Origin of the sequence: Bradyrhizobium sp. C9, from assembly GCF_002532045.1 — a bacterium.
In the GTDB taxonomy this organism is placed as follows: domain Bacteria; phylum Pseudomonadota; class Alphaproteobacteria; order Rhizobiales; family Xanthobacteraceae; genus Bradyrhizobium.
Genome location: NZ_NWTG01000037.1, coordinates 1 through 20,405 on the forward strand (window position 1 = coordinate 1; position 20,405 = coordinate 20,405).

At 64.7% G+C, this 20,405-nt stretch carries 22 protein-coding genes; 12 read left to right on the forward strand and 10 right to left on the reverse strand.

Annotation, left to right across the window (positions count from 1 at the left end):
- Window positions 1–72 precede the first annotated feature (72 nt).
- The 6 genes from argG to CO675_RS37150 form a co-directional block, all read right to left on the reverse strand.
- Window positions 73–1,410, reverse strand: a complete 1,338-nt coding sequence (gene argG, locus CO675_RS37125; RefSeq protein WP_097676836.1) for an argininosuccinate synthase — start codon at window positions 1,408–1,410, stop codon at window positions 73–75.
- Between the two features lie 78 nt (window positions 1,411–1,488).
- Window positions 1,489–2,271: a phosphatase PAP2 family protein gene (locus CO675_RS37130; RefSeq protein WP_097676837.1), complete on the reverse strand. Its 783-nt coding sequence runs from the start codon at window positions 2,269–2,271 to the stop codon at window positions 1,489–1,491.
- 39 nt (window positions 2,272–2,310) lie between these two features.
- Complete coding sequence (locus CO675_RS37135) at window positions 2,311–2,796, reverse strand: hypothetical protein (protein ID WP_097676838.1); 486 nt, start codon at window positions 2,794–2,796, stop codon at window positions 2,311–2,313.
- A gap of 121 nt (window positions 2,797–2,917) precedes the next feature.
- Window positions 2,918–4,132 (reverse strand): dual-specificity RNA methyltransferase RlmN, encoded by a 1,215-nt coding sequence (gene rlmN / locus CO675_RS37140; RefSeq protein WP_097676839.1) that lies wholly within the window; start codon window positions 4,130–4,132, stop codon window positions 2,918–2,920.
- A 125-nt stretch (window positions 4,133–4,257) separates the two neighbouring features.
- Window positions 4,258–4,860, reverse strand: coding sequence for an invasion associated locus B family protein (locus CO675_RS37145; RefSeq protein WP_502693447.1), 603 nt, complete (start codon window positions 4,858–4,860; stop codon window positions 4,258–4,260).
- A 182-nt stretch (window positions 4,861–5,042) separates the two neighbouring features.
- Window positions 5,043–5,882 (reverse strand): SDR family oxidoreductase, encoded by an 840-nt coding sequence (locus CO675_RS37150; RefSeq protein ID WP_097676840.1) that lies wholly within the window; start codon window positions 5,880–5,882, stop codon window positions 5,043–5,045.
- 105 nt (window positions 5,883–5,987) lie between these two features.
- Between CO675_RS37150 and CO675_RS37155 the strand changes: the two genes are divergently transcribed.
- Entirely contained in the window at window positions 5,988–6,968 is a 981-nt protein-coding gene (locus tag CO675_RS37155) for an NADPH:quinone oxidoreductase family protein (protein WP_097676841.1), read from the forward strand.
- A 49-nt stretch (window positions 6,969–7,017) separates the two neighbouring features.
- Here the strand turns inward: CO675_RS37155 and CO675_RS37160 are convergent, their stop codons facing one another.
- Both CO675_RS37160 and CO675_RS37165 read right to left on the reverse strand, forming a co-directional pair.
- Window positions 7,018–7,398 carry a YkvA family protein gene (locus CO675_RS37160; RefSeq protein ID WP_097676879.1) on the reverse strand — a complete coding sequence of 127 codons (381 nt, stop codon included), beginning with the start codon at window positions 7,396–7,398 and terminating at the stop codon, window positions 7,018–7,020.
- Between the two features lie 95 nt (window positions 7,399–7,493).
- Window positions 7,494–7,799, reverse strand: a complete 306-nt coding sequence (locus CO675_RS37165) for a 4a-hydroxytetrahydrobiopterin dehydratase (protein ID WP_050404938.1) — start codon at window positions 7,797–7,799, stop codon at window positions 7,494–7,496.
- A 211-nt stretch (window positions 7,800–8,010) separates the two neighbouring features.
- On the opposite strand from CO675_RS37165, the gene CO675_RS37170 reads away from it, so the two are divergent.
- The 3 genes from CO675_RS37170 (at window position 8,011) to CO675_RS37180 (ending at window position 12,416) form a co-directional block, all read left to right on the forward strand.
- A complete protein-coding gene (locus CO675_RS37170) occupies window positions 8,011–9,417 on the forward strand; it encodes a TAXI family TRAP transporter solute-binding subunit (protein WP_245453078.1) in 1,407 nt (468 codons plus the stop codon).
- 290 nt (window positions 9,418–9,707) lie between these two features.
- On the forward strand, window positions 9,708–11,270 hold the full coding sequence (locus CO675_RS37175; RefSeq protein WP_097676842.1) for an alkaline phosphatase D family protein: 1,563 nt from the start codon (window positions 9,708–9,710) through the stop codon (window positions 11,268–11,270).
- Between the two features lie 147 nt (window positions 11,271–11,417).
- Window positions 11,418–12,416 (forward strand): N-acetylmuramoyl-L-alanine amidase family protein, encoded by a 999-nt coding sequence (locus CO675_RS37180; protein ID WP_245453079.1) that lies wholly within the window; start codon window positions 11,418–11,420, stop codon window positions 12,414–12,416.
- A 26-nt stretch (window positions 12,417–12,442) separates the two neighbouring features.
- On the opposite strand, the gene CO675_RS37185 is transcribed toward CO675_RS37180, so the two are convergent.
- Entirely contained in the window at window positions 12,443–13,567 is a 1,125-nt protein-coding gene (locus CO675_RS37185; RefSeq protein WP_097676882.1) for a hypothetical protein, read from the reverse strand.
- A 92-nt stretch (window positions 13,568–13,659) separates the two neighbouring features.
- The gene (locus tag CO675_RS37190; RefSeq protein ID WP_097676843.1) at window positions 13,660–14,034 is read right to left on the reverse strand and encodes a response regulator; all 375 of its coding nucleotides are present in this window, start codon (window positions 14,032–14,034) and stop codon (window positions 13,660–13,662) included.
- Between the two features lie 199 nt (window positions 14,035–14,233).
- Here CO675_RS37190 and CO675_RS37195 point away from each other — a divergent pair, with 199 nt between their 5' ends.
- The 8 genes from CO675_RS37195 (at window position 14,234) to typA (ending at window position 20,324) form a co-directional block, all read left to right on the forward strand.
- Window positions 14,234–14,998, forward strand: coding sequence for a Crp/Fnr family transcriptional regulator (locus CO675_RS37195; RefSeq protein ID WP_097676844.1), 765 nt, complete (start codon window positions 14,234–14,236; stop codon window positions 14,996–14,998).
- A 62-nt stretch (window positions 14,999–15,060) separates the two neighbouring features.
- Window positions 15,061–15,780, forward strand: coding sequence for a prolipoprotein diacylglyceryl transferase (locus CO675_RS37200; RefSeq protein WP_097676845.1), 720 nt, complete (start codon window positions 15,061–15,063; stop codon window positions 15,778–15,780).
- Entirely contained in the window at window positions 15,761–17,206 is a 1,446-nt protein-coding gene (locus tag CO675_RS37205) for a radical SAM protein (protein ID WP_097676846.1), read from the forward strand. The genes CO675_RS37200 and CO675_RS37205 overlap by 20 nt, the downstream gene beginning before the upstream one ends.
- Complete coding sequence (locus CO675_RS37210; RefSeq protein WP_097676847.1) at window positions 17,203–17,445, forward strand: hypothetical protein; 243 nt, start codon at window positions 17,203–17,205, stop codon at window positions 17,443–17,445. Before CO675_RS37205 ends, CO675_RS37210 begins: the two co-directional genes overlap by 4 nt.
- Before the next feature lie 40 nt (window positions 17,446–17,485).
- Complete coding sequence (locus tag CO675_RS37215; protein WP_097676848.1) at window positions 17,486–17,758, forward strand: hypothetical protein; 273 nt, start codon at window positions 17,486–17,488, stop codon at window positions 17,756–17,758.
- An 18-nt stretch (window positions 17,759–17,776) separates the two neighbouring features.
- Window positions 17,777–18,028 carry a hypothetical protein gene (locus CO675_RS37220; protein WP_097676849.1) on the forward strand — a complete coding sequence of 84 codons (252 nt, stop codon included), beginning with the start codon at window positions 17,777–17,779 and terminating at the stop codon, window positions 18,026–18,028.
- 13 nt (window positions 18,029–18,041) lie between these two features.
- Window positions 18,042–18,218 carry a hypothetical protein gene (locus CO675_RS41225; protein WP_198964882.1) on the forward strand — a complete coding sequence of 59 codons (177 nt, stop codon included), beginning with the start codon at window positions 18,042–18,044 and terminating at the stop codon, window positions 18,216–18,218.
- A gap of 279 nt (window positions 18,219–18,497) precedes the next feature.
- Window positions 18,498–20,324 (forward strand): translational GTPase TypA, encoded by a 1,827-nt coding sequence (gene typA, locus CO675_RS37225; RefSeq protein WP_050400796.1) that lies wholly within the window; start codon window positions 18,498–18,500, stop codon window positions 20,322–20,324.
- Window positions 20,325–20,405 lie beyond the last annotated feature (81 nt).

The window sequence follows — 20,405 nt, forward strand, 5'->3', positions numbered from 1 at the left end:
TCTTGTGCCACGGGGGCCGTCCACATATGGGTCCCGGCCTTCGCCGGGACGACCCCGAATTAGCGTTGACGCTCAATCCTTGTCGTTCTCGAGCTGGAAGATCTGCGAACCTTCGCCGCTCGAGAGCAGGCCGGTCTTGTTGTAGAGGCCGAGCTTGGCGCGGGTATCGGCGATGTCCAGATTGCGCATCGTCAGCTGGCCGATGCGGTCGGCCGGCGAGAAGGCGGCGTCCTCGACCTTCTCCATGCTGAGCCGCTCCGGCGCATAGGTCAGGTTCGGGCTCTCGGTGTTGAGGATGGAGTAGTCGTTGCCGCGGCGCAACTCGAGCGTCACCTCGCCGGTGACGGCGCGCGCCACCCAGCGCTGCGCGGTCTCGCGCAGCATCAGGGCCTGCGAGTCGAACCAGCGGCCCTGGTACAGCAGGCGGCCGAGCCGCATGCCGCTGATGCGGTACTGCTCGATGGTATCCTCGTTGTGGATGCCGGTGACGAGCCGCTCATAGGCGATGTGCAGCAGCGCCATACCGGGCGCCTCGTAGATGCCGCGGCTCTTGGCCTCGATGATGCGGTTCTCGATCTGGTCGCTCATGCCGAGGCCATGGCGGCCGCCGATCAAATTGGCTTCGAGGAACAGCGCGACGGGATCGGCGAACGTCTTGCCGTTCAGCGCGACCGGCTGGCCTTCCTCGAAACGCACCACGACCTTCTCAGGCTTGACGTCGCAATCGGCGCGCCAGAACGGCACGCCCATGATCGGATTGACGATGGTGATGCCGCTCGCAAGGCTCTCGAGATCCTTGGCCTCATGCGTCGCGCCGAGCAGATTGCTGTCGGTCGAATAGGCCTTCTCCGCGCTCATCTTGTAGGCAAAGCCCTGCGCGGTCATGAACGCCGACATCTCGGCGCGGCCGCCGAGCTCGTCGATGAACTGCTGGTCGAGCCAGGGCTTGTAGATGCGCAGGCTCGGATTGGTCAGCAGGCCGTAGCGATAGAAGCGCTCGATGTCGTTGCCCTTGAAGGTCGAGCCGTCGCCCCAGATGTTGACCCCGTCCTCCTGCATCGCGGCGACCAGCATCGTGCCGGTCACCGCACGGCCGAGCGGGGTGGTGTTGAAATAGGTGATGCCGCCGGTCGAGATGTGGAACGCGCCCGACTGGATCGCGGCGATACCCTCATGCACCAGCTGGGTGCGGCAATCGACCAGGCGGGCCTTCTCGGCGCCGAAATCCATCGCCTTGCGCGGGATCGCGTCGTAATCAGCCTCGTCGGGCTGGCCGAGATTGGCGGTGTAGGCGAAGACCTTGGCACCCTTCAGCTTCATCCAGAGCAGCGCCGCTGACGTGTCGAGCCCGCCCGAGAACGCGATGCCGACTTTCTCGCCGGTGGGCAGGCTTTTCAGAATCGTACTCATGGGACGGTCCAATCGGTCGAAATCGGGATGATTACGCTGGGCGAATATCAAATTTCCGGAGCCTGGGCACGCCTTTAATCAGGCTTCCGGCTGGCTCGGCTCCGCTTGGCCGCCCCGGCGCCAGCGCTGCATCAGCCGGTAACCGGGCATCGCCAGCCGCGTCAACGCGGCATCGACCGCCTCGTCGGTCAGCCGGGTCGCGGCCCAGCGGTAGATCAGCGCATAGAACAGCCAGACGGTGAAGAACGACACCAGGCCCGCGATCGCCACATCGGTGAAAAAGTGGCCGCCGAAGGCCATGCGAAGCCCGCTGGTGACGATGCCGAACACGGTCGCCCCGGCAAAGGCCAGCGGCCGCCAGGCGGGCGGCGCCAGCGCCGCCGGCGCATAGGTCCAGAACGCGGTGGCACCCTCGCCGGAGAAGAACGAGCAGTTGCGCGGGCAGCCGCCGCGCGGGTCCCACCACGGCTTGAATGGCAGGTCGCCGCCGAACTGGGTCACGAACACCGGCCGCGGCCGGCCCCAATAGTTCTTGAAGGTGAGGTTGGTGAGCACTCCGGCCGACAGCAGCATCGTGGTGAGCAGGAACACCGCGGCGCGGCCGGACATCAGCATCGGCCGATCCGGCCGGATGAACTTCCAGACAATGGTCACGATCGCCGGCAGCACCAGCGCCCAGGCGATCCACATCGCCGCATCGCGCGCGAACGACGCCACCGCGTCGAGCTTCACGGGGAAAGTGTTTTCCGCGGCATCGTAGAACAGCGCCGCGAGTTTCAGGTCGAGCTCGGGATAGATCCCGAACAGGATGCCGATGATGAGCGCGAGCGCCAGTGCGATGAAAAGTCCGGTCCGGTTCATGGCGCGCGGTTTAGCCGAGGCGATGGGGCATGGGAAGCATCACGGCCGCGGCGATTGCGACGGCAATGGCGGGGGCGGCGGCAACGGGCGCTGTGGCTCGCGCCAGGCGCCGGCGGTGCGGCCGGCGATCAGCCAGTAGACCAGGCCCGCGACGATGCCGGCGCCGGTCATGATCTCCATGTGCCGGCGCACGATGCCGTGGAATTGCATCATGTCGGGATCGAACGGAACCAGGCCGAGATAGCAGGCCGCGCCGACGATCGCGCCGCCGACCGCGTAGGCCAGCACACTGCGGATGAAGAACGCCTCGGTGATCAGCACCACGATCAGCGCGGGCAACAACGCAAAGCCGGATATGAAGATGAAGCCGAAGCCGAGAACGACGTTGATTGCACTCTGGTCGATCTGCCCGCCGAAATCGCTGATCTCGGGATACAGCACCGCGACGACCACGATGATCCCGGCGACGAAGCAGGCCATCAGGAAGCCGAAGGCGACGACGAACAGGCGGCCGATCAAGGCCATGCTACGAGCTCCCCGTCATTGCGAGGAGCGATAGCGACGAAGCAATCCATGGCTCAGCAAGCTCGGACATGGATCGCTTCGCTCGCAATGACGTCGCGGAGAGCGTGATCGCTCACAACGCTCAATCCGTCATCGCCATCGCGCGCAGCGCCTGGCGCTCGCGGGCGGAGAGCTTTTCGGTCTCCGACTTGAGCTGGCCGCAGGCGGCGAGGATGTCGCGGCCGCGCGGCGTGCGCACCGGCGAGGAATAGCCGGCGTTGAAGATGTATTCGGAGAATTTCTCGATCTGCTCCCAGTCCGAGCATTCATAGGCGGTGCCCGGCCACGGATTGAACGGGATCAAATTGATCTTGGCCGGAATGCCCTTGAGCAGCTTCACCAGGAGTTTGGCGTCATCGAGCGAATCGTTGACGCCCTTGAGCATCACATATTCGAAGGTGATGCGCCGCGCGTTCGAGGCGCCGGGATAGTCGCGGCAGGCCTGCAGCAATTCCTTGATCGGGTATTTGCGGTTCAGCGGCACCAGCTCGTTGCGCAATTCGTCTCGGACCGCATGCAACGAGATCGCGAGCATCACGCCGATCTCTTCGCCGGTGCGCTGGATGTTCGGCACCACGCCCGAGGTCGACAGCGTGATGCGGCGGCGGGAAATGCCGATGCCTTCATTGTCGCCGACGATCAACAGCGCATCGCGCACCGCGTCGAAATTGTAGAGCGGCTCGCCCATCCCCATCATCACGATGTTGGTGACACGCCGCGTGCCGTCCTCGCGATCGGCCCAGTCATTCAGCCGGTCGCGCGCCACCATGACCTGGCCGACGATCTCGCCGGCGGTGAGGTTGCGCACCAGCCGCTGCGTGCCGGTGTGGCAGAACGAGCAATTCAGCGTACAGCCGACCTGCGAGGAAACGCACAGCGTGCCGCGATCGGTTTCGGGAATGTAGACGCACTCGACCTCGTGCGGCCGTTCGACCTTGTCGCCGCTCGGCAGCCGCAGCAGCCATTTGCGCGTGCCGTCATTGGAGATCTGCTCGGCGACCACCTCGGGACGGTCGACGGTAAAGTGCTTCTCGAGCTCGGCGCGCATGTCCTTCGAGACGTTGGTCATCTCGCCGAAGTTCTTGGCGCCGCGGAAATACATCCAGTTCCAGAGCTGCTGGGTGCGCATCTTGCGCTGCGCCGGCTGCACCCCGATCTCGCCAAGGCGATCGGCGATCTCGGCGCGCGACAGCCCGATCAGCGACGGCTTGGCCGGCGGCACATAGGTCTCGAGCGGAACCTTTTCGACCAGCGCGCTGGCGCCGGACACGGCTGTCGTGGTCACGGTGTCGGTCATGAAGCCTCAAATAGGCCTTCCAGCCGGTGCTGGAAAGCCGCCAAATACCTCAATTTTATCCCTCTGGGCCGATTTTGGAGCATGATCTTTCCGGAAAACCGCTTCACACTTTTCCGGATCATGCTCTAGCGCCGGCAGTCCTGCCCAAGCCGGTCGAGCGCCTGCGCCAGGCCCTTCAGCGAGAAGCTGTCGATCGTCTCGGTGCCCTTCGCCGAGACGGCTTTTACGGTCAGATCGGCCGATTTGCGCATGGCTTCCACCATCCGCTCCTCCTCGGCCGCATTCTTGATCCAGAGGCCGTCGCCTTGGGTATACATCGCATAGGTGCCGCCGCCGACCTGGAGCGTCGATTCCGAGCCCGGCTTCACGGTGTAGCCGATCATGATCGAGACTTCGTTGACGACCTTCTCGGCTGGACGGGTCGAGATGAAGGCATAGGCCGGGTCACGCGGCCGGTTCGGTGGGTTGGTCTTCGACGACGACGGCTTGGCGAGCGCAAAGCACACCTTCTTGCCGTTGGGCGATGCCGTGTAGGCGCCCCAGGTCCCGAATTGGCCGATCAGCGTCGGCTCCGCACCGCCGGCCGCAGCCGCAGCCGCCGAAGGCGCCGGCTTGGCCGCTTCCTTTTTGGGTGCAGCCTGCGCCTGCGCAAGGGAGACGATCCCGCACACGACACAAACAGCCAGTGATGTCAGAATTTGCCGCACGGCCAACTGGTTCCCCATCATTGTGACTGGAAGATGGCTCGGCGATTCCCCTCCGCCGGCTCGGATGGATAACCGGGAAACGCTTTTTTGGGAAGGCAGTCAGGTCCGAACGCGCGCGCCGGCGATAGCCCCGCGCACGCCGATTGATTCTCGATTCTTGCTCAGCGCTTGTTGTCGCGCATCAGCGCTTGATCACCCCTTCATCAGCCTTTGGCGCGCGCCGCGCGCTGGCTCTCCCATTGCGCATCGGTCCATTGCAGCAGGTCTTCGGCACCGGAACTGCGCAAATGCGCGCCGCCGTCCTGCACCACCATCTCGCCATTGATGTAGCCGCCCTGATCCGAGATCAGGAAGGTCGCGAGATTGGCAAGCTCGGAATGCTCGCCGGCGCGGCCGAGCGGGTTGCGATGCGACCAGGTCTCGCCGCGCCCCTCCGGACGCAATTGTCCGGTCGCGCCTGGCGTCGGGAACGCGCCCGGCGCGATCGCCACGGTGCGGATGCCTTTCGGGCCCCATTCGACGGCAAGGCTCTTGGTCATCGCCAACACCGCGGTCTTGGCCATCGACGACGGCACCGTGAAGGCGCGGCCGGTGATGGTCGAGGTCGAGAGGATCGAAAGCACCACGCCCTTGTGCTTGCCTTCGATCCAGCGGCGGCCGGCGGCGAGCGTGCAGTACATCGTGCCATGCAGCGTCGGCGCGAGGATCGCGTCCGCCGCACGGAATGACAAATGTTCGCTCTGCGCAATAAAGGTTGCGGCAGCATTGTTGACGAGTACGTCGATCGGCGCGTCCTGCCAGACCTGATCCATCATCGCCTCGACCGCGGCGCCGTCGCGGATATCGCAGCGCGCGGTCGACACCTTGGCGCCGAGCTCGCTGCGGAATTTCGCGGCGGTTTCCTCCAGCAGCGCCTCGCGACGTCCGCAGATGATCAATTCGGCACCGAGTTCGGCGAAGCGTCGGCCCATCGCAGCACCAAGGCCGGAGCCGCCGCCGGTGATCAGGATGCGCTTTTTTGCTAGCAGGCCTTTTTCAAACATAGTTTGATCCCTCCGCACTGTATTGTCGCTCCGCCGCAAATCCGGCATGAAGCTTGTAGTCAAAGATCTTGCAGCTCTTTTTGCGTCCGAAACTCAGGTGTGTCCATGAAAGCCATCCTCTGCTCGCAATACTGTCAACCCGACGATCTCGTGCTGGCTGACGTGCCCGATCCGGTTGCGGGTCCCGGCGAAGCCGTGATCGCGATCAAGGCGGCGGCGCTGAATTTCTTCGACATCCTGATGATCCAGGGCAAGTACCAGATCAAGCCGCCGTTCCCGTTCTCGCCGGCCGCCGAAGTCGCCGGCGTGATCGAGAGCGTCGGCGCCGGTGTCACCGATCTGAAGGTCGGCGACCGCGTCGTTGCGTCATGCGGCCACAACGGCGCACGCGACAAGATCGCGCTGCCGGCGAATACGATCGTGAAGATTCCCGACAATCTCGATTACGACCGCGCCGCCGGCATCATCATCATCTACGGCACCGCGCTGCATGCGCTGGAAGATCGCGCGAGCCCGAAGCCGGGCGAGACGCTCGCGGTGCTCGGCGCCGCCGGCGGCACCGGCCTTGCCGCGTGCGAACTCGGCAAGTTGATGGGCCTGAAGGTGATTGCCTGCGCATCGTCGGACGAGAAGCTCGCGTTCGCCAAGCAGCACGGCGCCGAGCTGACGCTGAACTACGCCAAGGAAGATCTCAAAGAAGGCCTGCGCAAGCTGACGGGTGGCAAGGGCGCTGACATCGTGTTCGATCCGGTCGGCGGCGCCTATGCCGAGGCCGCGCTGCGTTCGACCGCATGGGAAGGCCGCTTCCTGGTGATCGGCTTCGCCGCCGGCGACATACCGAAGATTCCGCTCAACCTCGCGCTGCTCAAGGGCTGCGACATCCGCGGCGTGTTCTGGGGCGCCTGGGCGCGGCTGAACCCGGAGAAGAACCGCAAGAACCTCGAAAAGCTCGTGCAGTGGACCGCGGAAGGCAAGATCTCCTCGCATGTCGACCGCACCTTCCCGCTGTCGCAGACCGCAGAAGCGCTGAAGGTGCTCGCCGGCCGCAAGGCGATGGGCAAGGTGATCCTGCATCCGGGAAGCTGAGCTGAGATCGCGTAGCCCGGATGGAGCGCAGCGAAATCCGGGCTGCGTCTTACTCCGCGTTTTCCGGGACTCCGCGCTTCAACGCGGCGCGTGCGGCTTCGCGGTGCTCCGGGGTGATGTGGCTTGCCACCATGCGGATCGCGGTTGCGAGCACGGCGGCATCATCGGTGAAGCCGAGCACCGGCAGCATGTCCGGGATGAAGTCGAACGGCAGGATGAAATAGGCGATCGCGCCGAGCAGTGCGGCCTGGACATGGCGCGGCGTCTGCCGGTCGAAGGCGCAGTAATAGGCCGCGAGCAGATCCTCGGCGAACGGCAGCCGCGCTACCACTTTCTTGAACTTGATCCAGAAGCGGCGGCGCACGCTTTCCGGGTCCTGCGCGAGCCGGTCGGCAGGCCCGAATCCCACACCGGTGTCGGTCGATGGCATCGCCAGGTTCCCTTTGGCGCCGCGCGACGGATCGGCGGCGGACGTTGCGAATCTGGGGATGTCGGCCAACCGGCGCAAGGTTGCGCGCGGCCGGGTCAACTGACCCCGAGCTGCCGTGCGATCGCGTTCATCGCCTTGGCGAGGTCGATATCGCGCTTGGTCACCCCGCCGACATCATGGGTCGCCAGCACGACTTCGACGGTCTTGTAGACATTCTTCCATTCGGGGTGATGATCGCTCTTCTCGGCGACCAAAGCGGCGCGCGCCATGAAGCCAAAGGCCTCGTTGAAGTCCTTGAACACGAACGTCTTTGCGATCGCCTCGCGGCCGGCCAGCTCCGACCAGCCGGCCAGTTCCCAGAGCGCGGCCTTCCTTGCTTCCGCTGACAGCCTTTCGACCATGGTAACCCTCCCGTTTGGCGCCGACCTTAGCCTAACAACCGGCCTCCAGGGTGGATCCATGCCGAAAATAAGGCCGAAATAGCGTCCTATCGCCGCTGGTAACCATGACGCAGATGTAACATCTGTGGCTCCAGGAATTTGCTACAAATGCTTCATGTGTGCGCGTTGGTAGTTTTGCGAGATTGAGCCCCGACGATTGTTTGCGAGATCGATGACAGACGGCTCCGCCAGCATATCGCCCAAGCCGCTGCGCTCTGCAAAGCGACGGCTGATGTTCGTCCTGATCGCGGGCGCGCTCGCCATCATCGGCGCGACGATCGCCGGTTACTATTTCGCGGTGCGTCCGGTGACGCTGCGGATCGCGGTCGGCCCGGCAAACAGCGATGACCTCAAGGTCGTGCAGGCGCTGGCGCAGGCCTTCAACAACCAGCAGCACACCCAGGTCAAACTGAGACCGGTGCAGACCGACGGCGCCAGCGCCAGCGCGCAGACGCTTGCCGACGGCAAGGCCGACCTCGCGATCATCCGCGGCGACCTCGATGTGCCGAAGAACGCGCAGGCGGTCGCGGTCCTGCGCAAGAATGTCGTGGTGATGTGGGTGCCGCCCGCAGCCAAGGGCAAGGGCCGCAAGGCGGCAAAGATCACCAAGATCGCACAGCTAGCCGGCCGCAAGATCGGCGTCGTCGGCCGCACGCCGGCCAACGTCAATCTGCTGAAGCTGATCCTGACGCAATACGGCGTCGACCCGATGAAGGTCGAGATCGTGCAGTTCCCGGCCAATGAGGCGGTCGAGGCCATCAAGAACCTGAAGGCCGATGCCTATCTCGCGGTCGGTCCGGCCAACAGCAAGCTCACGATCGATGCGATCACGGCGTCGGCCAAGGACGGCGGCGAACCCACCTTCCTGCCGATCGATGCGTCCGAGGCGATCGCGCAGAACCATCCGGCCTATGAGGCCGCGGAAATTCCCGCCGGCTCGCTCGGCTCGGCCGATCGGCCGGACGACGAGGTGAAGACGATCAGCTTCTCGCACCATATCGTCGCGCGAAAGGGCCTGTCGGACGCAACGGTCGCGGCCTTCACCCGGCAATTGTTCGCGATCCGGCAGTCGCTCAAGAACGACTTCCCGCTCGCCGCCAAGATCGAGACGCCCGATACCGACAAGGACGCCACCATTCCGGTGCATCCGGGCGCTGCCGCCTTCGTCGACGGCGAGGAAAAGACCTTCCTCGACCGCTACAGCGATTACATCTGGTGGAGCCTGATGGCGTTCTCGGCGATGGGCTCGGCCGGTGCATGGTTCGCCGGCTATCTCAAGCAGGACGAACGCAACACCAACACCTCGCAGCGCGAGCGCCTGCTGGAGATGCTGAAGACCGCGCGGCAGAGCGATTCGACCGACGAGCTCGACCAGCTGCAGGCAGAAGCCGACGACATCCTGCGCCACACGCTCGACTGCTTCGAGCACGGCGCCATCGAGGAAGGCACGCTCACCGCGTTCAATATCGCGCTCGAGCAGTTCCACAACGCCGTCGCCGACCGCAAGGCGCTGCTGCTCAGCATGCCGCAGAATTTGCAGCGGACTGCGAGCCAGTTCAGGGCCGCGGGCACGGCGTAAGGTTTACGCGACCCGCAATCTTTCCACGAGCTTTCCTTCACCTCTCCCGCTTGCGGGGGAGGCCGACGTGCCGAGCGCGGCGGGTGAGGGCCTCTCCACGCAATGACTCGTGGAGAGAGCCCCCACCCCGCCCTCCCCCGCAAGCGGGAGAGGGAGTGACCGGCCTGCTCACCTTACGATTCGCGCTGTCCCGTCCCGCGCACCCGCCCCTGTAATCTCTCCGTCATGGAATTTTTCTAGGTCTGTGCTCGCCCGCGGCGCATTGTCGCTGTGACCTGAGGAGGCTCCCCATGACGATCCGGTTCTCGCGAAATCTGACCCGCCGACGCTTTCTCTCGACAGCTGCTGCGGCCGGCGCCGGCGTGATCGCGATGCCTTATCTGTCGCGCGCAGCCGATCGCCCGGTGATCACCCATGGCGTGCAGTCCGGCGATGTCGGCGTCGACGGTGGCGTGGTGTGGGCGCGTGCCGACCGGCCATCGCAGATGATGGTCGAGGTCGCGACGTCAGACTCGTTCAAGAATGCCCGCGCGCTGCCGCCGATCACCGCGCTGCCGGAGAGCGACTTCACCGCAAAGATGCTGCTGGAGAATCTGCCCTCCGGCCAGGACATCTTCTATCGCGTCCGGTTCCGCGACCTCGCCCATGTCGATGTTGTCGGCGAGCCCGTGGTCGGCCGCTTCCGCACTGCGCCGAGCGACCGCCGCGACGTCTCCTTCGTGTGGGGCGGCGACGTCGCCGGCCAGGGCTGGGGCATCAACCCCGACGACGGCGGCATGATCACCTTCGCGGCGATGAAGAAGCACAATCCGGATTTCCTGCTGCATTCCGGCGACACCATCTACGCCGATGGCGTGATCCCGTCCGAGGTCAAGCTCCCCGATGGCAAGATCTGGAAGAACATCACGATCCCTGAGAAGGCCAAGGTCGCCGAGACGCTCGACGAATACCGCGCCGCGCACAAATACAATTTCCTCGACTCCAACCTGCGCGCCTTCAATGCCGAGGTGCCGATCTTCGTGCAGTGGGACGACCACGAGGTGACCAACAACTGGTCGCTGTCGAAGCAGCTGCCGGCGGCCTACAAGGAGCGCGACATCAACGTACTCGCCGCGCGCGCGGCAAAGGCCTTCCACGAGATGTATCCGATGCGCGAGAGCATCGTCGAGCCGGGCCGGGTCTATCGCACACTGAGCTACGGCCCGCATCTCGACGTGTTCATGCTCGACGAGCGCAGCTATCGCGGCCCCAACGGTCCGAACCTGCAGGAGACCTACGGCCCCGACGCCTATTTCATCGGGCCCGATCAGATGGCCTGGCTGAAGCGCGCGCTGCTCAACTCGCGCGCCACCTGGAAGGTGATCGCCTCCGACATGCCGCTCTCGCTGATCGTCTATGACGATGCCGCGAACAAGAAGGGCTCGGAAGCCTTTGCGCAGAGCGACGGACCGGCGCGCGGCCGCGAGCTCGAGATCGCCGACATCCTGCGCTTCGTCAAGACCGCCGGCATCGCCAACACGGTGTGGCTGACTGCCGACGTGCACTATGCGGCCGCGCACTACTACAACCCGAACAAGGCCCAGTTCCAGGAGTTCGACCCGTTCTGGGAGTTCGTCTCCGGCCCGCTGCATGCCGGCACGTTCGGTCCGAACGAGCTCGACAACACGTTTGGACCCGAGGTGAAGTTCGTCAAGGCGCCGGGCGAGGCCAACCAGAACCTGCCGCCGTCGGCCGGCATGCAGTTCTTCGGCCACGTCAAGATCGACGGCAAGAGCGGACAGATGACGGTGAGCCTGCGCGACCGCGTCGACGCCGAGCTGTGGGCGATCACGCTCGATCCGAAGCCGGTGTAGTCGCGGCCACGACGGAACCTGACGCCCCTGTCCTCGACGCCCTTGCCCCGAAAGCAAGGGCGCCGCGATTGACGGGGGATGGACGCGACCAGCCTCTTCCGGTACCGATATCACAGCCGTTATGCTGGGGGCCCGGAGGGGCGGAGCATGAGGCGCTGCGAATTGATTCGCGTGCTCGGTGGCATCGTCGTGGGGCTTCGGCCGCACCGCTTGCTTGTCGTCGCGATCGCTGTGTTCGCGCTGCTGCCGATCGAAACCGGCAATGCCGGCTGGCTGCCTGATCTCTTCAAGATCTCATCGAAGCATCCCAAATCGCAAAAGCGCGCGAAATCGGCGAAGCCGGCCCGATTGGCAAGGCACCGCGCGCCATCAAAGCCTCGCGCCACGCGGCTTGCCGCCCTCGGGCCGGTCGCCCTGCCGCCTTCCGTTTCCAAGCCGGCCGCGGGGAAATGCGATCCCGCGACATTCCGGATCGTGCTCGACGTCGGACATACCGCTGAATCGGAAGGCGCGATCAGCGCCCGCAACGTCGCCGAGTTCGCCTTCAACCTGCGCCTTGCGCGGCTGATCGAGGAGAAGCTGAAGGCCGAAGGCTTTGCCGAAACCAGGCTGCTTCTGACCGAGGGCAAGGCAAGACCCAGCCTGTTCAGGCGGGTCGCGAGCGCCAACAATCTGCGAGCGGATCTCCTGCTGTCGATCCACCACGATTCCGTGCCCAACAAGATGCTCGAGGACTGGGAATTCGAGGGCAGGAAAGGCCACTTCAGCGACCGCTTCAGCGGCTACTCCGTGTTCGTCTCCCGGGAGAACCCGGACTTCGAGACGAGCCTGCGGTTCGCCGAACTGGTCGCCGGCGAAATGAAGGCCCAGGGGCTTCGCTATGCCGAGCAATACAGCCAGGCAATCATGGGTCGCGACCAGCATCCGCTGCTGAACAAGGAAACCGGCGTCTACAGCTACGATGAGCTGATCGTGCTGAGAAAGACCGCGATGCCCGCCGTCTTGCTGGAGGCGGGCTCGATCATAAACCGGGACGAAGAGCTCAAAATGGGCTCGCCAGAGCGCCGCAACAGCATCGCCGGCGGCGTCGCTTCGGCCGTGAAGGAATTCTGCGACCCGCGATGGGCCCTGTTCGGTCCGCTCTGACGGCCGAGCGATCGGCACTTGCCCGCTCAGCCCGGTTTGCCCGCCTTGAGCTCGCTGAGCTTGGCCAGCGCCTGTTCGAACTTGGCGTTGAACAACCACATCGCATCGAGGATTTCGCGGAAGGTCGCAGATGATTTGGCCCGGTCGGCGCGGCCGAAGGCGAAGACGCTGTTGTTGCGCAGATACCCCATGATCCTGGGATCGGAAATCCTGTAGCCGACGAGATTGCCCGACTTCAGCGCGGCCTTAGTCGGGCTGGGAATGATCTGGATCAGCTCGAAGAGCTTCATTTGATCGATTGGATCGGGCAGCGCCTTTGCGATCGCCGGGACCTGTGGGAAAACATCTGCATGTGCGTTCATGAGCGCATCGCGCACCGCGGTCCAGTGATTGAACCGATGGTCGAGATTGCCGGCCCGGGCCTCCTCCCTGTCGTCGCGACGGCTTAGTGCCGGATCGAGGGCTGCGATCGATCCCTTGATGGCGGCCCATTTCTTCTGGCCGTTGCGATCTTCGGACGGGCCGGTCTGCAGGCTCCCCTTGTAGGTGTTCGACCGCGCATTTCCCGCATTCTGCTTGCCGTTCGTCTCGGCAAAGAACAGGCCGAGGCTGATGCGGCCCGCGGTGGCGGCGCCTGTCGCATCGAGCCCCTTGGCGCGCGCAATCACCGTCGCCAGGTCGACGACGTCCTTGAATGGCGTATCGGATGTTTGCGCACCGGCGGGCGGCGCCTCCATGAGGTCGAACAGCTTCCGGTACTCATCGAGCAGCGGCTCATTGTCGGCGTCGAAATAGGCCGGCGGGATTCCCAGCCTGCTGGACCTTCCGATCCGCGACGGCAGCGCATCGGTGAGATCCTTGTAGGCGCTCATCATCTCGACGCGGGCCAGATAGATCGCCTGGCCCGGCAGGTTCGGCAGCGGCTGCCCGGCATCGATCTGCGCGCGCCGCTGGCGCAGGATCGAGACGAAGTTCTTCAGGGCGTTGTCGTAAGTCTTGAGCGCGGCCGATTGCTCGCTCGTCGGTGCAGCTGGCTCAGCACCCGCGGGAGACACCAAGCTACCGACGACGGTCGCAGCGAGCGGCGGCGCGAGCAACAGCCCGAGAGAGAGCGCCGCTGCGCGCGCGGCGGCAGATGTCCTGATCGCCATGATGGCTTCCCGATGCCTGTGCGTCGCCGAATCCATAGGTCGGATGGTAGACGACAGATGCACCGACGGCGAGGCCGAAGCCCGGCGATCGGTCAGTGCCCGTTTCTCAGCGCGGCTTCGAGCGCCTCGCTCGAACACGGCTTGGTCAGCCGCAGCTTGCCGGCGAACGATTCCGGCAGCCTGATGTCCGCGCCGTAGCCCGTGACGAACGCGAACGGCACCTTCAATGCATCGAGCCGTTCGGCGATCGCGAAGGTCTTCTCGCCCCGGACGAGGCCGACGTCGAGGAGCGCGAAATCCGGCGCGCGCTCGGCGATCAATTCAAGCGCACGGGCGACATTCGCAGCGGTGCGCACCGTCCGGGCGCCGAAGCCGAGGATGGTGTCCTCGAAATAGAGCGAGATGATCGGATCGTCCTCGACCACAAGGACATCACCGGGCATGCCGGCATTGGGGGCGGATTCCATTGCTCAGGGTCCATTTCTTCGATGATGGATGAGAGACCGGATCAGTCCGGCCGGATGGCCCGCGACCGGCGCCCGAAAGCACGCCGGCTGTTCCCGGGATGAAACCCATCACATCGCAAGGTGCCGCGTCTGTTCACTAGTGCACATAAAAGTTGGAACTTCTTCAGTATGGTCGGCGTTGGGTCTTCAGGATTTTCCAATGATTGCGAAACGGACCGATGTGGCCGGGACGAACGACCGGCCGTTCAACAACCTGCTGCGCCGGCTGAACGCCGCCGACTACGAGCTGATCGCACCGCATCTTGCGGTGGTCGAGGCGGCGGCCGGCGACCTGCTCTACAATCCCGGCGACGATGTCCAGATCGTGCATTTCCCATGCGGGCCGAGCCTTGCGTCCTACATGGTGGGCAACGAGGACGGCCGTGACGTCGAGACCATCCTGGTCGGCCGCGAGGGCGCGGTCGGCGGCATCGTCAGCCAGGGATTCCTGCCGGCCTATACCCGCATCACCGTCAAGTTCGGCGGGCCGTTCGTGCGACTGCCGATCAGCAAGCTCGACGCCGCCAAGCTGACCTCGATCTCGGTGCGCAACATCTTCGCGCGCTATGCCGACTGCATGCTGGCGCAGATCTTCCAGTCAACCGCCTGCAATGCGATCCACTCGATCGAGCAGCGCGCCGCGAAATGGATCATCTCGGCGATCGAGCGCACCAATGGCAACGGCGTGGTGCCGCTGACGCATGAGCAGCTCTCGACCTTGCTCGGCGTCGGCCGCAGCTACACCAGCCGGGTGATCCAGAACTTCAAGGCGGAGGGCGTGCTGGACACGCGCCGCGGCGCGATCGTGATCCGCGACCCGGACAAGCTCAAGCTGCGCTCCTGCCTGTGCAACGAGGCGGTGAAGGATCACTTCGAGGAAGTGCTGCGCGGGGTGTATCCAAGCGAGGACAACCCGGCGAACTAGACGGCCGGCCGCAATCGGGAACCCGCTATCGCCCACCGCGAAAATCACGCTACACTCGCCTGATGAGTGGGGCTGAACTTCACGCCATTTTCGACGTTGCAGCATGGTGCGCAGCCGCCGTCGCGATGTGGTGGCTATCCCGGGTGCGCGGGCTGCAATTCCCGCGGCAATCCTTCGAGCTGACGTACATCGCCGCGCTGGTGTTCGGCGCCGGCATCGGCGCCTACATCTTCGGTACGCTGAACCTGTGGTTCTCCGGCATGTCCGGCATCGCCCGCTCGGTCGAGGGTGCGCTCGCGGGCGGCATCGTCGCGATCGAGCTCTACAAATGGCGGCACGGCATTTCGCTGCGCACCGGGGCGCGGTTCGCGCTGCCGCTTGCGATCGGCGTCGCGGTCGGCCGGCTCGGCTGCTATTTCGCGGGCCTCGAGGACTTCACCTACGGCACGCCGACCACGCTGCCCTGGGGCCACGATTTCGGCGACGGCGTCCTGCGCCATCCGGTGCAGCTCTACGAGAGCCTGGCGATGGCGGCGTTCGCGGCCTTCTATGTCTGGGCCGTGTTGAACCGCAACGCCACTGTCATCACCAATGGATTCTACCTCGTGCTGTTCTACTACGGCCTGCAGCGCTTCGTGTGGGAGTTCATCAAGCCCTATGGCGCGCTGATCGGGCCGTTCTCGCTGTTCCACCTGCTGTCGCTGTTTGTCATGGTCTATGCCGCCGTCATGCTGGCGACGGCCCCGAATGTGAGTGTGATGCATGAACGCGCCGCTGCGTAAGTCCCGCCCCTACATCTTCTGGGGCCAGACCCAATCGTTGTGCGAGGCCTGCCTGGCCCTGGTGCCGACCAAGATCCAGATATCAGGCAACGAGGTCTGGTACGAGAAGCGCTGCAAGCAGCACGGCGTGCAGTCGACGCTGGTCTCGACCGATTCCGCCTATTGGCGGCTGTGCAAGGATTTCATCAAGCCCGGCGACCGGCCGCTGGCCTTCCAGCGCCACACCGAATTCGGTTGCCCCTATGATTGCGGACTGTGTCCGGACCACGAGCAGCACTCCTGCCTGGCGCTGATCGAGATCACCGAGCACTGCAATCTGACCTGCCCGGTGTGCTTCGCGGATTCCTCGCCGGCACGTACCAGCTTCACGCCGCTGGCGAAGATCGAGAAGATGCTCGACGCGCTGGTGGCGAGCGAGGGCGAGCCTGACCTCGTGCAGATCTCCGGCGGCGAGCCGACGCTGCATCCGGATTTCTTCGCCATTCTGGACGCGGTGCGGGCCCGCCCGATCCGTCACGTCATGATCAACACCAACGGCCTCAGAATCGCGCGCGAGCCGGACTTCGTGGCGAAGCTCGCCGAGAACAAGCGCGGGCTGGAGGTCTATCTGCAGTTCGACTCGCTGAAGCGCGAGGCGCTGGTCAATCTGCGTGGCGCGGACCTGCGCAAGATCCGCCAGCAGGCGCTGGAGAATCTCGAGCGCGCGGGCGTCTCGACCACGCTGGTCGCCACCGTCAAGCGCGGCGTCAACGATGCCGAGATCGGAGATATCGTCCGCCACGCGTTGACGTGGAAGTGCGTCCGCGGCGTCACGCTGCAGCCGGTGCAGGACGCCGGCCGCAACGAGAATTTCGACAAGAATACCGATCGCATCATGCTGTCGGAGATCCGCCAGCGCGTGATCGAGACCGGGGTGTTCGGCGACAAGGACATGATCCCGCTGCCGTGCAATCCCGAGAGCATCTCGATCGGCTACGGCCTGCGCAACGGCGACAGGGTGCTGCCGCTGACCTCGCTGATCCCGCAGGAGCAGCTCGTCGCCGTGATGCCGAACACGATCAGCCCGGAAAAATATCCGGTGCTGCGGGAAAAATTCGTCGATTTGTTCTCGCTGTCGTCGGGGCCGCTGAACACCTCGGAGCGGGTCTGCGAGTTGCTGTGCTGCCTGCCGAGCTTCGAGGTGCCGGACGGCCTCAGCTACGAGAACGTGTTCCGCGTCACCATCGTGCAGTTTCTCGATCGCTTCAATTTCTGCGTCGGCAACGTCAAGCGAAGCTGTATCCACTTCGTCACCGAGAGCGGCACGATCATCCCGTTCGACACCTACAATCTGTTCTATCGCGACGGAAAAATCGATGGCATCCGCGCTGCGATGACCGGCCAGACCTATCGGGAGGCACGGCAAAGCGAGGAGGTGCCAAGATGAGCGAGACCGGCGCACCGCTTTCACCTCGCCCTCCGGCGCAGCGCAACGGCTGCGTGACCGCGCTGATGATCGTCGCCGGCGTCATTCTGCTGCTGCCCGGCCTCTGCGCGCTGCTCTTCGTATTTGCCGGCGTCGCCAAGATGGCGTCCGATGATCTTCAGTTCGTCGCCGCCTGCCTGCTTGTTGCGTGCGTCGGCGTGGCCGTGATCTGGTGGGCCATCCGCAGGCCCGGCTCCTAGGGACGGCTCGCATCATGAACCCACGGGCGGACCAACAGCCATGAGCGAGACCAATCCTCCTCCCGTGCCGCCTGCACCAGCGCAGGCACCCCCTCCGCCACTCCCGCCGCAACGCGGCGGCTGCGCGACCGCGTTCATGGTGCTGTTCGGGCTGTTCCTGCTGCTGCCCGGGCTCTGCGCGCTGCTGTTCGGCTTCGGCGTCCTGAGCGAGTCGAGAACCGATCCCTCCATTCTCTTCCTGATCCTGCTCGGGCTCACGGTCTGCTTTGCCGGCGTGATGCTGATCCGTGCCGCGATCACGGGGCAGCGCTGACGGGCGGTTCGACAGCACATGAGCGAGACCGGCGACACGCCTCCGCCGTCACCGCCGCCGCCTTCCTCGGTGGCGAGTGGCTGTCTGCCGTTCCTGACGTTTATGGCCGGGGCGCTGATGCTGCTGCCGGCTGTTTGCACGGTCCTCGGCAGCCTCAAATCGGACATCAGGTTCAGGGCGGCCGATCTGCCCATTCTGCTGGTGATCGGCACGATCGGCTTCGTTGGTGCCTGGCTGGTTTGGCTGGCGACCCGGCCGCGGAAATACTGAACAGTCCAAACCGATGAGCAATCCCGACACGCCGCCGCCGCACAGGCCTCTGGAACCGCGCCGACGCAACGGCTGCCTGACCGCCTTCATGCTCGTGGCGGGAGTGATCCTGCTGATCCCGGGGGTCCTGTGCGCCATTCTCAACGCCAAGATGGGCGCTGGGCTGGCGGAGACCCCATCCCGGAAGTAAGGCCCTAAAAGCCTCTCAAAACCGGCTTCCAGAGCGAAAATCAGGCCCTCAAACCACCAATAAATCATTGTTTTTTGGCGTTTTCTGACTATATTGCGCCGCAACGCGCAAGGTGCCCGGTCCTGACGACCGGGCTTCCTTTTTGGGGTGATGCGTCCCCGTCAAATTTCTTGGGTATGAGCGTGATCCGGGCCCCGATTGGGCCACGCGAGCGAGCGGCCGGCCAAACTGGTCCGGCGAGATCGCGCATCTGACCATTGCACGACCAGAAGAAGAGCCATGAACCTTCGCAACGTCGCCATCATCGCCCACGTCGACCACGGCAAGACCACCCTCGTCGACCGCCTGCTGCAGCAATCCGGCACCTTCCGTGAGAACCAGAAGGTCACCGAACGCGCCATGGACTCCAACGACCTGGAGCGTGAGCGCGGCATCACCATCCTGGCGAAAGCCGCCTCGGTGCAGTGGAAGGACATCCGCGTCAACATCGTCGACACCCCTGGCCACGCCGACTTCGGCGGTGAGGTCGAGCGCATCCTCAACATGGTGGACGGCGCGCTGGTGCTGGTCGACGCCGCCGAAGGTCCGCTGCCGCAGACCAAGTTCGTGGTGTCGAAGGCGCTCAAGATCGGCCTCAAGCCGATCGTCGTGATCAACAAGGTCGACCGTCCCGACGCGCGCCCGACCGAAGTCATCAACGAGGTGTTCGACCTGTTCGCGGCGCTCGACGCCAGCGAGGAACAGCTCGACTTCCCGATTTTGTATGGATCGGCCAAGCAGGGCTGGATGGCGGAGAGCCCGGAGGGTCCGAAGGACCTCGGCATGCAGCCGCTGTTCGACCTGATCGTGCGCCACGTCGAGCCGCCGAAGGTCGAGGAAGGTCCGTTCCGGATGATCGGCACCATCCTCGAGGCCAACCCCTATCTCGGCCGCATCATCACCGGCCGCATCTCCTCCGGTTCGATCAAGCCGAACCAGCAGGTCAAGGTGCTGTCCGCCGACGGCAAGCTGATCGAGACCGGCCGCCTCACCAAGATCCTTGCTTTCCGCGGCCTCGAGCGCACTCCGCTTGAGGAAGCCGAGGCCGGCGACATCGTCGCGATCGCGGGCCTCACCAAGGGCACCGTCGCCGACACTTTCTGCGATCCCTCGGTCGAGACGCCGCTGCCGGCGCAGCCGATCGATCCGCCGACGGTGTCGATGTCGTTCATCGTCAACAACTCGCCGCTCGCCGGCACCGAAGGCGACAAGGTGACCTCGCGCATGATCCGCGACCGCCTGATGCGCGAGGCCGAGGGCAACGTCGCGCTACGCGTCGTCGAGGCCGCCGACAAGGATTCGATGGAAGTCTCCGGCCGCGGCGAATTGCAGCTCGCGATCCTGATCGAGACCATGCGCCGCGAAGGCTTTGAACTCTCGGTGTCGCGCCCGCGCGTCGTGCTGCAGAAGGACGAGGCGACCGGCGCCTGGCAGGAGCCGATCGAAGAGGTCGTGATCGACGTCGACGAGGAGCATTCCGGCGTCGTCGTGCAGAAGATGAGCGAGCGCAAGGCCGAGATGATCGAGATGCGCCCGTCCGGCGGCAACCGCCTGCGGCTGGTGTTCTACGCGCCGACCCGCGGCCTGATCGGCTACCAGGGCGAACTGCTCACCGACACCCGCGGCACCGCGATCATGAACCGCATCTTCCACGGCTATGCCGCCTACAAGGGCGAGATCCAGGGCCGCCGCAACGGCGTGCTGATCTCCAACGACCAGGGCGAAGCGGTGGCGTATGCGATGTTCAAGCTGGAAGACCGCGGCCCGATGATGATCGAGCCGGGCTGGAAGGTCTACAAGGGCATGATCGTCGGCGAGCACACCCGCGACAACGACCTCGAGATCAACGTGCTGAAGGGCAAGCAGCTCACCAACATCCGCACCACCTCGAAGGACGAAGCGGTACGCCTGACGCCGCCGATCCGGATGACCCTGGAAAAGGCGCTCGCCTATATCGAGGACGACGAGCTCGTCGAGGTGACGCCGAAGTCGATCCGGCTGCGCAAGAAGCATCTCGATCCAAACGACCGCAAGCGCGCCGAAAAGGCCAAGGAAGCGGTGGCGTAAGCCTCATCTGTCGTGCCCCGGCTTGACCGGGGCACCCAGTACGCCGCGGCCTATCGGCTCAATCTCCCTATCTCTGGAATA

Bases quoted from the DNA above. Each gene is read 5' to 3' on its own strand.
- CO675_RS37175 (WP_097676842.1), top strand. From the start codon at position 9,708: ATGACGATCCGGTTCTCGCGAAATCTGACCCGCCGACGCTTTCTCTCG.
- CO675_RS37135 (WP_097676838.1), bottom strand. From the start codon at position 2,796: ATGGCCTTGATCGGCCGCCTGTTCGTCGTCGCCTTCGGCTTCCTGATG.
- CO675_RS37155 (WP_097676841.1), top strand. From the start codon at position 5,988: ATGAAAGCCATCCTCTGCTCGCAATACTGTCAACCCGACGATCTCGTG.
- CO675_RS41225 (WP_198964882.1), top strand. From the start codon at position 18,042: ATGAGCAATCCCGACACGCCGCCGCCGCACAGGCCTCTGGAACCGCGC.
- typA (WP_050400796.1), top strand. From the start codon at position 18,498: ATGAACCTTCGCAACGTCGCCATCATCGCCCACGTCGACCACGGCAAG.
- CO675_RS37170 (WP_245453078.1), top strand. From the start codon at position 8,011: ATGACAGACGGCTCCGCCAGCATATCGCCCAAGCCGCTGCGCTCTGCA.
- CO675_RS37195 (WP_097676844.1), top strand. From the start codon at position 14,234: ATGATTGCGAAACGGACCGATGTGGCCGGGACGAACGACCGGCCGTTC.
- CO675_RS37185 (WP_097676882.1), bottom strand. From the start codon at position 13,567: ATGGCGATCAGGACATCTGCCGCCGCGCGCGCAGCGGCGCTCTCTCTC.
- CO675_RS37205 (WP_097676846.1), top strand. From the start codon at position 15,761: ATGAACGCGCCGCTGCGTAAGTCCCGCCCCTACATCTTCTGGGGCCAG.
- CO675_RS37210 (WP_097676847.1), top strand. From the start codon at position 17,203: ATGAGCGAGACCGGCGCACCGCTTTCACCTCGCCCTCCGGCGCAGCGC.
- argG (WP_097676836.1), bottom strand. From the start codon at position 1,410: ATGAGTACGATTCTGAAAAGCCTGCCCACCGGCGAGAAAGTCGGCATC.
- CO675_RS37145 (WP_502693447.1), bottom strand. From the start codon at position 4,860: ATGATGGGGAACCAGTTGGCCGTGCGGCAAATTCTGACATCACTGGCT.
- CO675_RS37150 (WP_097676840.1), bottom strand. From the start codon at position 5,882: ATGTTTGAAAAAGGCCTGCTAGCAAAAAAGCGCATCCTGATCACCGGC.
- CO675_RS37220 (WP_097676849.1), top strand. From the start codon at position 17,777: ATGAGCGAGACCGGCGACACGCCTCCGCCGTCACCGCCGCCGCCTTCC.
- CO675_RS37165 (WP_050404938.1), bottom strand. From the start codon at position 7,799: ATGGTCGAAAGGCTGTCAGCGGAAGCAAGGAAGGCCGCGCTCTGGGAA.
- CO675_RS37160 (WP_097676879.1), bottom strand. From the start codon at position 7,398: ATGCCATCGACCGACACCGGTGTGGGATTCGGGCCTGCCGACCGGCTC.
- CO675_RS37180 (WP_245453079.1), top strand. From the start codon at position 11,418: ATGAGGCGCTGCGAATTGATTCGCGTGCTCGGTGGCATCGTCGTGGGG.
- rlmN (WP_097676839.1), bottom strand. From the start codon at position 4,132: ATGACCGACACCGTGACCACGACAGCCGTGTCCGGCGCCAGCGCGCTG.
- CO675_RS37200 (WP_097676845.1), top strand. From the start codon at position 15,061: ATGAGTGGGGCTGAACTTCACGCCATTTTCGACGTTGCAGCATGGTGC.
- CO675_RS37190 (WP_097676843.1), bottom strand. From the start codon at position 14,034: ATGGAATCCGCCCCCAATGCCGGCATGCCCGGTGATGTCCTTGTGGTC.
- CO675_RS37130 (WP_097676837.1), bottom strand. From the start codon at position 2,271: ATGAACCGGACCGGACTTTTCATCGCACTGGCGCTCGCGCTCATCATC.
- CO675_RS37215 (WP_097676848.1), top strand. From the start codon at position 17,486: ATGAGCGAGACCAATCCTCCTCCCGTGCCGCCTGCACCAGCGCAGGCA.